8 protein-coding genes are annotated in these 13,295 nt (G+C 49.2%); 3 read left to right on the top strand and 5 right to left on the bottom strand.

The genetic code is table 11. The features are described 5' to 3' along the window. The coding region (locus P9H32_RS07460; protein WP_322608269.1) for an NPCBM/NEW2 domain-containing protein at positions 1-3,027 on the bottom strand (3,027 nt) is incomplete at its 3' end. A gap of 161 nt (positions 3,028-3,188) precedes the next feature. Here P9H32_RS07460 and P9H32_RS07455 point away from each other — a divergent pair. After that, a complete protein-coding gene (locus tag P9H32_RS07455) occupies positions 3,189-3,740 on the top strand; it encodes an RNA polymerase sigma factor (RefSeq protein ID WP_322608268.1) in 552 nt (183 codons plus the stop codon). Further along, complete coding sequence (locus tag P9H32_RS07450) at positions 3,737-5,062, top strand: NPCBM/NEW2 domain-containing protein (protein ID WP_322608267.1); 1,326 nt, start codon at positions 3,737-3,739, stop codon at positions 5,060-5,062. The genes P9H32_RS07455 and P9H32_RS07450 overlap by 4 nt, the downstream gene beginning before the upstream one ends. A gap of 35 nt (positions 5,063-5,097) precedes the next feature. On the opposite strand, the gene P9H32_RS07445 is transcribed toward P9H32_RS07450, so the two are convergent. Beyond that, positions 5,098-5,898, bottom strand: coding sequence for a 3-keto-disaccharide hydrolase (locus P9H32_RS07445; protein WP_322608266.1), 801 nt, complete (start codon positions 5,896-5,898; stop codon positions 5,098-5,100). Between the two features lie 93 nt (positions 5,899-5,991). Next, positions 5,992-7,308 (bottom strand): Gfo/Idh/MocA family protein, encoded by a 1,317-nt coding sequence (locus P9H32_RS07440; RefSeq protein WP_322608265.1) that lies wholly within the window; start codon positions 7,306-7,308, stop codon positions 5,992-5,994. A gap of 419 nt (positions 7,309-7,727) precedes the next feature. On the opposite strand from P9H32_RS07440, the gene P9H32_RS07435 reads away from it, so the two are divergent. Next, positions 7,728-8,342, top strand: a complete 615-nt coding sequence (locus P9H32_RS07435) for a helix-turn-helix transcriptional regulator (protein WP_322608264.1) — start codon at positions 7,728-7,730, stop codon at positions 8,340-8,342. A gap of 363 nt (positions 8,343-8,705) precedes the next feature. Here P9H32_RS07435 and P9H32_RS07430 read toward each other — a convergent pair whose 3' ends face one another. Both P9H32_RS07430 and P9H32_RS07425 read right to left on the bottom strand, forming a co-directional pair. Then, on the bottom strand, positions 8,706-9,503 hold the full coding sequence (locus tag P9H32_RS07430) for an endonuclease/exonuclease/phosphatase family protein (RefSeq protein ID WP_322608263.1): 798 nt from the start codon (positions 9,501-9,503) through the stop codon (positions 8,706-8,708). A gap of 54 nt (positions 9,504-9,557) precedes the next feature. Beyond that, positions 9,558-13,055: a VPS10 domain-containing protein gene (locus tag P9H32_RS07425; protein ID WP_322608262.1), complete on the bottom strand. Its 3,498-nt coding sequence runs from the start codon at positions 13,053-13,055 to the stop codon at positions 9,558-9,560. Between the last annotated feature and the right edge of the window lie 240 nt (positions 13,056-13,295).

The following is a 13,295-nucleotide window of genomic DNA, read 5'->3' as shown; positions in this document are numbered from 1 at the left end:
GGCGTTTACCCAATTTGCAAAATCACCTGTATTGCCATCTCCGGCGGTGGTGACGACCAGGCGGACCTCACGTTGGCGTTCGGACAGTTCCACATCAAAACACCAGGTGCGGAGGGTATCCCTGCAGAGTTTGGGACTTTTTCCCAATAGCTCCGGAGATTCGCCCATCTCTTTCACATCGCCGTAGACTTCAAAAACAACGCTGGAATAGGGATTATTCTTTTCGGCATCATCAATGCCCGCAACAGCAACAAACCGCTTGGCGCCTTGGGGGATGGAATAGACCAGCAGTGACTGATCAAACAATCCAATACCATCCTCATATTGCTGTCCGTCCAATATCAGGGAGGTCTTCTTCGCCGATTGATTAACCTGCATTTTATTCCATTTACTCGTTTTCACCTCTACCGGCTTGAGCGTCGTAATCGAGATCTCGGGAGCGGGCGGAACGGCTGGTCGTATAGGAACCTGAGGAGTGGACACCTTTAGCGCGGCAGCATCGCCCGTAACACCCTCGATATTCATGGCACAAACCTCATAGGTGTAGGTTTTTCCGGATTGAATATCCCAATCTTCCAAATGATTCGCTGCGGGTTTAAATAATCGCCCATCACTGCGTCGGACCATATAGGTACATTCAGGCACAGCATTCCAAGCCAAGTTAATAGCCTTATAGGATCCCGTTCCCTCTAATCCGCTGACTTCGACAGGAGCCCTGGACTTTTCCGCTGCGCGTTTAAACGTGGCTGACCAATCGACCGACTGACCGGTTTCTGCAAGTAGTTCAACCCGGATAATCGGGCCGTCCTGTTCCTTCGATACGACGCGCACCTGATCATTCCCTACACTGAATCCAGTTAGTTTCCATGAATCACGTCCGGTTGGAACCACGATCCTGAGTTCATAGGGATCGTTAGCTACCAATTGGCTCGTACCCATAAGCTGATTCTTTTTGGGTTTCCATGCTTCGCGGCTGATATCAACAATACCCTGTGTAATGTGACGTGAGGTCGAGATCACTTGCGGGTAAGGAGCCACTTCGAGTACCGATAAAACCCGACAACTGGCTGGCCGCAACTCGGCAGAGAGGTTTTTACTGAAAGGTTGAAGCAATCGGTCATTCCAATAGTCGAAAGCGATATATTGTTTTTCAGGATCCAATCCTAACCGTGAAAGCGGATAATCAATCTGCTCCGCTTTAAACTCATTCCAATTGAATAGACCGATAGTGTTACGTTTCAGCCCGGAGCAATCATCCTGAAGCAGCCAGATTTTGGCTAAAGGGTTTTCCAGCAGATCGACCGGACGTGCCAGCAGCCCGTGATTCGGCAAACTCCGTTTCAGAAGATCCAGGCGTTCCGACGGCAGATTCGGATACCACTCACTCGACATACTGAGCTGACCGGAAATCGTGATCCATGAACAAATCAGTTGTGCATGATCCATCGGCACACTTTTGCGCACATACATCGGATCGGGATCATTATACCAAACTCTACGATGCAGGAAGTAACGGTTTGATCCATGCCAGGGACCCCGCATGAGAGGCGTGAATCGGGTATTATTATCCGGTCCCACCCGCATGGCATCCACCAATCCGAAAGAGGCCCCAAACGACCGCATGTTCTGGCTGATACAACATCCAAGTAAAAAAATATCGTCACCCGCCGCATCACGAATGTCCTTAAATCCGGCCCGATACGCTTCAATCGGCGTCATATAGGGATTATGCACGATCTGTGTACCTAGATCATCCTTCCCGTTATATCCATTGTTCACATAAATCTGTTTCGTGGATGTTCCCATCCAGATGCCATCCATCTTAAAATAGGTATAACCCCACTCCTTTGCCATTAGCTTGGACAGATAACCAACAAAGGATCGCACCGTTGGATTTGTCAAATCAAATGCTGTTCCGCCCCAAGGCGTGTGATAGGGCGTGCCATCCTTTTTTTTGGTAAACCAATCCATTTTATCCGCATAATAAGGATCCTCATGATCTCCGGCAAACGGCATCCACCAGATCCCTGGCATTAATCCCATATTGGAAATTCCTTCCGCAACCGGTTTCATGCCGCCTTTATACGGGCCGTTCGGTGCCACCCGATCGAACACTTTGGCTGGCCCGTTGCGTCGTTTCCCCTCCTGCCAGTAATCATCGATCTGGATAAAATCGAGTCCATAGGGCTTAAGCTCTTTTTTCGCAAACTCTGAAAGTTCGAGAATACTTTTTTCATCGCCCGCACGCCCGTTGGGACGACTGTACCAGGTGCAATAACCGTCAACCTGCGGTAACAAATGGATGTCATAATATTGCGCAACGAGGTCCGCATATTTTTCAAGACCAAGGCGGGCGTCATCAAACTGCCCGATGACAAAGATTTCTCCTTCTGCAGCGTCGCCCGGCTTGATCAGCAGGCGGCCATAATCGATACGCGCTTTGAGTGAGGCCTTGTCCTCATCCCTTCCACTGAAAACAATTCCGCTTCCCCGCTCACTGGAAAGCCAGGCCCCGACCACACCGTTGCGGGAATCCGGATCGGCAATAGCCAGAAACATATAACTGCCGGGATGTCCGTCAACCGGAGTCAGACCGGCCGTACCCAGCGCTTTCAAAGACGCAGCCGGTTCAGACAGGTTAAGAACAGCATCAAACAGTTCCACCTTCTGCAGAGAAATATCTTTTTCGGTTTGATTAACGATCGTCGGCTGAAAGAAAACAAATTCGCTTTGTTCAAAAAGCATGATCCGGTCAACCCGCCCATCCGGATAATGCAGATTGATAGATTCCCCATCCCCGAAAACAGCATGAGATAATGAAGCCGTTTCTGCAGACGATGCCCGGCGGGCAGACCACGGTCCATTCAGAAATGCGCGCTGAGTATACGCCGCCTTGATCACCAGTCTGTTTTCGGTTTTCTGATAAGCAACCGTTAAATAGTCATTTTTAATGGTTAACACGTCCGCAGACACCGTGCCGGAGAGCATGGCAATGCAGAACAGCTTCACTATTTTAATATTTTCCATATCATTACCCTTATATGTATGATTACCAACAACACTTAATGATTTGCGGAACACGCGGTAATCCGTCGTTTAAATTTCATCTTTTTTGAAAAATTCAATAAATTCCGACGGATTCCCGGAATGATTTCGAACAGGTTAGTAGGACGTCATACAGAGGACATATGGATACGGTTTCAGACACCATCATGCAGATCAAAAAAGGAAATCAGGCTGAATTCAAAAAGATTATTCAGGAATTCGGCCCGATGGTACGTGCCTACCTTAGCGGGCACCTTTCTGATTTCCGAGATATTGAAGAGCTGTCGCAGGAAATTTTCGTTGCGGTTTACTGGAACCTGGAGACCTTCAATCCGGAATTAAGTTTTCGCGCCTGGGTGAAAGCCATTGCCCGCAATAAAATGCTGAGCCACTTGCGAAAACACTACAGCCAGAAAAATATGGTAAACCGGCTGCGGGAGGAAATCATAGAACAGCTTCCCGCCCCCTCTCTAGCCCCCAATCACAAAACGGAATCGGTGTTAAAACAACTCAATCTGTGTCTCGGAAAACAATCCGGAAGTACGGCGAAGCTGGTCGAGGCCCGTTACTTTAAACGGGAACCCGTGATACAAATCGCTAAACGACTTAAGACCACGGAAGACGCTATCAGCAGCCGTCTATACCGCATTCGAAACCAATTGAAAAAATGCATTGAACAAGGGCTCGTACCATGAACAGCAGAGCACATCAACTGATTGAACGTTTTATCGATGAAAATCTCAATGAAGCCGAACTGCTGGAACTGAAGGCGTTATTGAATACAACCCCTGAAGTTGCTCAGCAGCTGACTGACGCGCTGCATCTGCACGGCATGACGGCACTGCTTGCAAACTCCGATTATGCTGAACTCGAAAAGCAGGTGGATGCCGCGATACGTGAGTTAGCCCCATCAGAAATTGAACAGGATATTCTCCGGACTCTTCACAAATCTCCTCCAGTTAAGAAGCGGCGCCTTTCGTTGATTTGGGGACTGGCTCTTGCGGCTCAGATTATCATTCTGCTCAGCTTCTTCTTTCTGACCAAACCGTCCCCTTCCCGGCCTATTGCCAAGGTAACTCAACGACTGGGCAGTGCATTTCTGATCCGGGATGAAATAAAAGTTTCAATAAACCCCGGCACTCCCGTTTTCAGCGGCGATCAGATCTTCGTGGAACAAAACGGCCAGGTCGACATCATCTATCCGGACAAATCCATTATCAACCTTCGGGATCAATCCTATATCAAACTGGTTGACCGCCATCGCGCAAAACATATTCACCTCTATGCCGGGCTTCTCAGTGGAGATATTCAGAAGCAGCCGCATAGAAAACCCATGCAGATTATAACCGAAGATTCGAAAGCCACCGTACTCGGCACACAGTTTGAAATTCATTCCTCCGATGTTTCCACACTGCTTGAAGTAAAAGAAGGGGTCGTCCGAATGGAGCAGCCAGACCGACAGGCAGCTGACGTAGCGGCAAATAACTATGCCATATCAAAATCAGACAAGGGCATTGCCGTTCGCACATCCGGGACACCAATCTATCGCAGCCCGTTAATTACCGCTTCAACCCCGGGACAGGGTGTTGACATTGAAGTCGACCTTCAAGGCGCAGAAAAGATCTATCTCGTAACCGGAAACGGCAACGACAATAACCGCTACGATCATGTGGTCTGGCTGAATCCCGAAATCATCGGAGCCGAAACGCAGGATCTGACACAGTATACCCCGGTTCTCAACAAATCGGGCTGGCATCAGTCCCGAATCAACACCGGTCTGTACGGCGGTCCCATTCGGGTCAATGGAAAGGAGTATGAAAAAGGCCTCTCAACCCACGCCACTTCTGTTATTGCCTACGATCTCCCCGCCGGATCAGCCACTTTCCGTTGCCGCGCCGCCCTGCTGGACAGCGGAACGGAACAGACAAATTCCATAGCCAGTGTCCATTTTGAAATCTATACCGAACTGCCGGATGAAAAACTGCAGAAGCTGAAGATCAGAAAAAAATTCTACTAATCTAATTCCCGATCATTTCCGCACCGACCACGCTTTTATTGACTCTGAGCCGACAAATCACGAATCCAGATATTTCGATACTCGACCGGGCTTTTATAACCCTGCAATCCGATCGGGCCGATCGGTCCATGCGGTTTGTAGGCAGGCGCTTTTTGGTGCTCTGTCTTTCCGAGAATTTCGGTATCATTCTGAATCAGAACCCCATTATGAAAGACCGTCATGCGGGCAGGCTTCAGCAACTGATCACCATCAAATATTGGCGCAGTAAAAATGATATCATAGGTCTGCCACTCGCGCGGCCTGCGGCAAACGTTGACCAGAGGAGGAGTTTGTCCATAGATCGCACCAGCCGAACCATCCGGATAGTTTTTACTGCTGTATGAATCATAAATCTGCAACTCATACATCCACATGAAATAGATCCCGCTGTTGCCCATGTTACCGATCATCTGTTCTCCGATCTCTGGATCCGGAGTGCGCCACTCAATATGCAGCTGACAATCTCCGAATGCCCGTTTCGTCGTAAGCGATTTTTTACCGGCTACAACATAATCATCGACAATCGTCCAGTCTGACTTTCCGAATTCATCCAGCGATGAGCCATCAAAAAGAATGATGGCATCCGACGGTGCAGCCGATATCGCCTGCTCCTCATACGCCCCGGGAATCACACGCGGCGGTTGCGGACGATCCAGCTGATGCACCTGATACTTCGACCCCGGAACCAACGGAGTATGCGAATAATTCCCCGTCACCTCATAAACATGGAATCCTTCCTCGGCGCCAACCGATGCGACAGCCAGTACAAGGCTTAAACTAAACACCAACCTCTCCATTTTTTCTCCTCATATCAGTAGAGCCTCCGCAATATCAGAAATCAGATTCCGAACACTCCGCATTTCAAAAAATAAAACACTTAAACGAATTTGTTAAACGGTCCATCCTTCACGTGGCGCCGGCCAGCTCATCATGCGGGAGGCCTCTCTATCGCCGATAATACGACGCGTCTTTGGATCAATCCTGAGATCACGCCCCAGATGCAACGCAATATTCCCCCAATGCATCGTCTCCGTCAGACGCCCCGCATAGTCGAAATGAGAATTCGCCTTTTCCCCGCCGCGAATGGCGTTGATCCAGTTCTGGACATGACCGGACCGTTTTTCTTTATAGCGCGGCAGATCCTTTGCCATTTCCCGGTGAAGTTCTTCCGGAATAATGCGCGGAGACCTGCAGTAAGGCCCCGTAAGCACGGTTGCTTTTGAACCGACAAACATGCTTCCGCCCCACGCTTCCTTAAATCGCGCATCTTCTTCCATGCCTTTCGGTATAGGAGGCCCAAACTGTTTGCCGGAATACCAATGCATCTTCAGTTCTTTGCCGGTCGTTGGATGATCAAAGACAAACGTAACCTGGGAATGTTCCGGGAAAGAGAGCTTTTTCTTGCCGGAGCTCGCTGCAACCTCAACCGATTTCGGACAATCCAGCCCTAACAGAGTATACGGCGCATCGGCGTTATGGCAGAACCAGTCCCCCATGGTGCCGGTTCCAAACTCAAACCAGTTGCGCCAGTGTCCCGGCTGATACCACCGGCTGTAATCCACCTTCGCGGCCGGTCCCAGCCATTTATCCCAATCCAGCGTTTCCGGGATCGGATCCGCCGCGGGTCTTTTATCTCCAACACTGCGCACCTGACGGCACCATGCATGAAGTTCAGTAATCTCTCCCAAAGATCGGGCATTGATCCACTGCTCCATAATTTTGATCCCAACGCCCGAATGGCCCTGGTTGCCCATCTGACAGACCACACCGGTCTCTTTTTCCAGCCGCATAAAGTCACGACACTCTGCAATATTATGAGCCAACGGCTTCTGGACATACACATGCTTGCCCGCCTTCATGCAATACGCACCGATATAATGATGGGTATGGTCGGGTGTAGAAACGATCACCGCATCAATCTCCGGATGCTTGTCGAGCATCTCCCGAAAATCAACATAGAGCGGCTTGTCCGCATAGTTTTTAATCGTCTCCGTCACCCGCTCGCTTTGATCCACATCCGAAAAAGCCACAAGATTCACATTCGCTACACGCTCGATATCCATCAGCGTCCATTTAAAAATTCCCCCGGAACCCACAACGGCCAAATTCACCTGTTCGTTAGCGCCCAGCACACGCCCCGGAATAAAACTGAATGCAGTTCCGGCTGCCACTCCGGCCTTTAATCCATTTCTTCGATTCAACTTCATGTCCATGCTCCATATAATTTCCAATATCTGGACCGCAACGTGTTCTGAAAGAAGTGTCTATCACTTTCTTCGCGACCTTAACGGACCTCTGTTAAACACAGTTACTGAAGGCGTCTGAAATCCCCAGAACAAAAAACTGGAGTCTTATTATATTTTAGCACTATTCTTACATCGTGATTGCAACGCTGACATTTAACAATCCGACTATGATGGAGAACGAGGCCAGAGACGTTCTGGCCGATCTCTTTGCCGCTGAAAAAATCCCAAAGGTCCATATTCCCGGCAAGGAAAGACCTTATACGCCAACCACGCGGAGCTTTTTCCATGCTTACCCGGAAATTTTCATTCAACTCGCTGGAAAAAACCATTTTCGATGCGGCGACGAAATTTTCATACTGAATGCAGGAGAAATCTGCATTATGCCTGCCGGCATCCCTCATGAGGAGCGTGGTGAGAGTGATTCGTTTGCGAACATCGTCATTGCGCATGATACAGACCGCTTTATCGTGTTAGGTTGTCATTGCTGGTACGACCGGCCCGGCGCCATACCGATCAAAAGCTGTGCCAGCAATAAAGCCAAATATCTGAGCGATCTGCTGGCTGAAACGGCAGATTCTTTTAACCATGGATCGCTTGTTGCTCCGCATCTTTATCGGGCATATCTTGGACTGATACTCGAAGAGTATGAACGGGTTGTTTCTAAACCGAAACCCGGAGTTTCTCCCATGGTCGCCCGTTGCATGGACCTGCTGTTTGCCGAACTGGGTTCTACAGACCTGTCAATTATGCATATAGCACGACAGCTAAACTGCAATGCCGACAGCCTCTCCGCCCGGTTCTCGCGCGAAGTCGGCAAGACCGCCATTGAATATCTCACGGAACTACGCATGGAACAGGCGAAAAGGTTGCTACGCGAAACGTCTCTTTCCATTGCCGAAGTCGCCTGGGCCTCAGGGTATCGCGACGCCAACTATTTTTCCCGTCTGTTCAAGAAACAGAACGGCACCACGCCCCGAAGTTTTCGCAGAGGATAACACGCATGAACCTGCCCCGATAAAAACACTGTTCAGCGCTAAACTCCGAGAACCCGACAACCGGCACCCGTCTTTCGTTTGACCGATCAGCCTGCCGGCAACGTTTTCATCCGTAATGCCGTTGCCCGTACTAAAGATGAGCACCGATCCATCGCGATGTTTCATGATTCGTTTCAATACTTCGCCGTCGTCAAAGTCAACCGCTGCCGATCCGCCCCGTGGTGTTATTCCCGAAAGCCCGCAAAGATGCGCTCTTTGCGCCGCGTAGCATCCTTAGCTGAACCGAGAAGACGCGTACCTGATCTTTCGAGGTTCATGAGATGAACACCCTCTCTGATGAGTAATAGAGCATAAGTCCACCCCCTAACGGGAACCCTTGTTCCTCGGGCTGATAACCGCAAAGATGGGCCTGTGATCCGAGGCAATGGCTTCATGAACCACACCATGCTCAACCGGTGTTTCCGAAAATCCCCGCACTGCGAAGAAATCGATTTCAACCTCGGGCCGATCAGACGGCCACGTTTTCTCTCCATTCTTGTCAAGAATCGTCCATTGAGCGTGTTCCAGAAAAATCATCGAAGCATCAGTTCGTTCGCCATTAAAATCGCCCGCAAGAATGATGGGGTTGTCATTCGTTGCTAACGATGAAACCAACGCCTTGACCTGTTTTACCCGGTTGGTTTCGTTCTTCCAGTCATTATGGATACACACAAAAGAAACAGGATCTGCATATCCTTCAGGACGAATACGAACCTCCAGGGCACAACGCGGTTCAGTACCGCCGGGAAGAGGGTGAGTGACCGTTTCACCGATCGGGATCCGGGATAAAATGGCCATTCCATATTCACCTCCCTGATAATTCATAAATTTCCCGAACCGAAACTCCATTCCTAAAAGCTCACCCAGCTTCCGGGCCTGATCCACCCCGCCACTTCTTTTGCAGTTTTTATCGACCTCCTGCAAGGCCACTATTTCAGGGTTCGTTCTGGAAATAACCTCCGCAATTCGCTTCAGATCAATTTCCCCGTCCATGCCCTCTCCATGCTTGATATTATACGACATAATATGAAGAACACTTTGTTTCTGTGGCGGAATCCCTTCCGCATTACAGCATACGAAGAACAGCATCACAGATAAAATACAGCCTACATAACGAATCATTTCTGTTTTCCGTTTTTTATCAAAAATTTAATTCCGCAGCGGGTAGGCATGAGGTCATTCCAGTTCAACTTTAATTTTGTAAAAGCGATTTGTTTTATCGCTCGTATCATACAACTCGATCGATCCACCGGTTCCAGAAATTCCGTTGGTTAAAACCGACCAAACCCCTGTGAGATCTTCGGCATACTCAACAGAATAAGTTCTGTTTAACGTGGAATCAAACAGGATCTGACCTCCAGTCCCTTGGTTCGAAACAAATTCAAATTTAAAATAGTCATTTTCATCGCCCGGATCGGTATCGGCAATAAACTCCGAATAGTTATTAAACTGGTCGCCATCCCTATCCCCCGCAATATCGCTTTCGCCATAATCCTCCATCCAATCCCAGAAAAAGGATGGTTCATTCCCTGTTCTTAGCCCGGAAATATCCGCACGGAAAAAACCGGTTCCGTGCAGACTCATCCAGAGTACATCACGGTTGTGAGGGTCAGCTTCAATTTTACGAATCCCTTCCGGCTGGCCGTGATGATAGTTAATTTTAAACCATTTGGTTCCGCCATCGATGGACACATAAGCCCCGGGATTGCGCGAACCTATGCTTTGCGCTTTATCGACATTTGCAACCATCACATCCGGATCAGCCAACGATGCGGAAAAATGCCGAAGATACGGCATATCAAACAGCAGCTCCCAGCTTTCGCCGCCATCACGACTCACAAATCCACCGCCGGTTTCACCATGATCCGTCCAGGCGCCGCAGGCAATGTAGATATCCCGCGTCGTTTTATGAACCTGAACCTGATTCACACTGACCACATTACCCGGCAGGTTAACCCGAGTCCAATTTGCTCCCCCGTCCGTAGTCTTAAATAACCCGCCCGGATTACGCTCGTGCGTTTCGTTTAAGGCCGCATAGATGATTTCCGGATCAATGGGATCCATGGCCATCCGATACACACTGCTATCTGCTGGAATCCCATTCGTGATCATGTTCCAATCAATTCCTCCGTTGGTCGATTTATAAATTCCCTGTCCAAAATAGTCCGGTTCTCCGGTTACCTGTCGGCCATTGGAAACCGAATCCCCCGACCAACGTTGCCACTCAGAAAGCGGAATGCAGAAGTACATATTGTTTGGATCCTCATGATCAATCAGCAACGAATGCTGGAAGATTACATCATTTGATCCCGGAAAATTGACCGGTGTTGAAAGTGTCTGCCAGCTGGCCCCGTTATCCGGTGAATACCTTAAAGCTCCTCGATTCCCCTGACGGAACTGCAACGTATAAATTTTCTGATTATCGGTCGGATGAACCGCAATGGATGACATGGACAGAGAATCATACTGGACATGACTCTGACCGGTTAGCTGCTCTACGGCAATCGCTCCGGGATAAACCTTATCCCCGTCATCGGTATTGCGCCAAAGCCCGTGTTCACCACTCCCCCATAGATAGATTCCCGGCGTACGGGTATCCAGACAGAACGTCTCTCCGGGCAGGTTACTATTCCCTCTACCTACCCAGTGCCCGCTACCCTCTTCAGTTTCGTCGTCGTCAATCTGATTCCACGTCGCACCGTTATCGACAGAACGCATCATCTGCTGCGCGAAACAGGTATAAATTTCGCCCAGCTGATTGCACCGAACAAAGCGCGGACCGGACCCTGTATTATCCGCTTCGTTGTGCTCCTTCTCAACGTGAGCAAATTTGGTATTAATGCCCAGCGGCTGAACGGCGCGTGACTGCCAATAGGATTTGTCCGTTTCATTTTTCCAATAGGTTCCTTCCCGCGCGGCAGCAAACCAATTGGTGCCGCCGTTTTCCGTCATCCAGATATTGCCGGGCGGAAATGAAAAATCGTGCTTAAAGTTATGCACCAGATAGACCCGATCTTTGTTCGTTGGATCCACCGCCATTTGATGAAACTGACTGAAGGTATTCGTCGGAAGATTATACGTGTTCTTGAACAGCGTTTGATCCATTTCCAACCAGAATGATACCGCACGGTAATATTTTTCGCGATAGCCCCATGAATTCACCCGGGGCAAATCAATCGCTAAATCCCCCGTCATGTTCTCCCAGTTGGTTCCGCCATCGGCACTGCGATAAACACCACCTGAAGTAACGATATCCGAACCCACAATGTCATAATGCGTGATTTCAATAATATAGAGCAGGAACTCATCCGCCTCTTCATTGTAATAAAAACCCATATCTCTCGGCTGATTATACGGCAGCCCGTTCCCGGCAACCTTATCCCAGCTTACGCCGCCATCAGTACTTTTGTAGACCCCGTGTTGACAGGAAGCATAAACAAGATTCGAATCTCGCGGGTCCGCAATAATGCGACTGAAACTGGAATCCGATGGAAAAGGCGTGGAAACCTCCGTCCACGTCCGACCCCGGTTTTTCGAATACATGATAAAGCCTGCTGAAAAATTACCCGAGTTGGTGATTCCGTTTTGATTATAATGACAACCTTTAATATTCATGCTCTGACCGGCACCAATATACCAATTATCATCATTTCCTGGATCTACCGCGATGACACTATGCATCTGCGAGTTTCCAGCTTCAGGATGCGTATCAACCAATCGGTCCCATGATCTTCCACGATCCGTCGTGGAATAGGTCATATTTTTTCCGGTCATCAGTCCAAAGTTTGGATCCTGATAGGAAAAATCAACACTCGTAACGCCGCCGGGATCACCTCCCGTCCCATCAACTCCGCGATAGCTGGTCCAATACGCGCCGCGATTCAGCGTCACATGCCCGTTCCCCATATCCAGCGCATCATACATGGCATTGGGGTCCCCATTGTTAATCCAGAAACTATCAATATAGCCCGACATCCCCGGACCAAAATGTTGCCATTTCACCAGCGGGGTCGACTCCATCTCTCGCGAACGCAGATCGCTGAAATCCCAATTGGCGGAGGGAGGAGGAATAACCACCCCATCCAGTTCAAAAGAGATATTATCAATATAGGCAATGCCGGTAACAGCACTGGCGCCCTGATCAAAACCAATAAACGGAGCCGCCCCATCACACTGTGAAATCGTTGTGATTAAATCCCTGATCTGCCCCGTGTATTCCACGTTGTAAATGCCTGCGTCTTTTTCCACCTGAGAAGCATCCGTTGAACCGGCATCGGTAGAACCGTTGAAGCTGAACCTCGGCTGAATATCACCAATATCCTTGGCCAGGGTGGCAGGAATATAGAGATCAAACGACAGCGTATAGGTTGTATTTGTCGGGGCGGCGGGAAATGTGATCGGCATGTTTTTTGCGACAATGGCTTCATATTGATTTCCCACCGTCGAAATTTCAGCCACCTGCCCGGAATGCCCGATCCAATTCGCCGGCGCTGGAACCACTTCCAGCACCTGACCGTTCTTACTGGCAATTGCCGTTCCCGGCAAATCACTGTTTAACGTTGAGCGGGCACCGATCAAGGCGCTCTCAAAATCCTCTTCCCAGATTACGCCCCCCTGCGCCGATAATGCGGCAATTCCAATCCATCCGATCCACCAACCCACTCGTTTTGTCATCTCATCCTTTTTTAGAATCCTCTGCACCGAGATAATCATCGGAGTACGAAGAGAGATTTTATATAATTTCTGTTTCAGTTACACTCTCCCGGCTAAATTTCCGGTTACTATTCCATCAAAAAAATGCTTTATAACAGCCACATCATGATGTTGCGGGAAGTCAACTCAGTCTCTCCGGTATGTTGAGCGATATCCCCTTCTGTCGGCGTCTCTCAGTTTACTTCCAATACGTTTCCGTAA

Source organism: Pontiella agarivorans (assembly GCF_034531395.1).
Classification (GTDB): Bacteria; Verrucomicrobiota; Kiritimatiellia; order Kiritimatiellales; family Pontiellaceae; genus Pontiella; species Pontiella agarivorans.
Note: the sequence above shows the minus strand (reverse complement) of the source record. Positions and strands in the feature narration are given on the sequence as shown.

Coding starts and splice junctions, on each gene's coding strand:
- P9H32_RS07455 (WP_322608268.1), top strand. CDS start 3,189: ATGGATACGGTTTCAGACACCATCATGCAGATCAAAAAAGGAAATCAG.
- P9H32_RS07450 (WP_322608267.1), top strand. CDS start 3,737: ATGAACAGCAGAGCACATCAACTGATTGAACGTTTTATCGATGAAAAT.
- P9H32_RS07445 (WP_322608266.1), bottom strand. CDS start 5,898: ATGGAGAGGTTGGTGTTTAGTTTAAGCCTTGTACTGGCTGTCGCATCG.
- P9H32_RS07440 (WP_322608265.1), bottom strand. CDS start 7,308: ATGAAGTTGAATCGAAGAAATGGATTAAAGGCCGGAGTGGCAGCCGGA.
- P9H32_RS07435 (WP_322608264.1), top strand. CDS start 7,728: ATGCCTGCCGGCATCCCTCATGAGGAGCGTGGTGAGAGTGATTCGTTT.
- P9H32_RS07430 (WP_322608263.1), bottom strand. CDS start 9,503: ATGATTCGTTATGTAGGCTGTATTTTATCTGTGATGCTGTTCTTCGTA.
- P9H32_RS07425 (WP_322608262.1), bottom strand. CDS start 13,055: ATGACAAAACGAGTGGGTTGGTGGATCGGATGGATTGGAATTGCCGCA.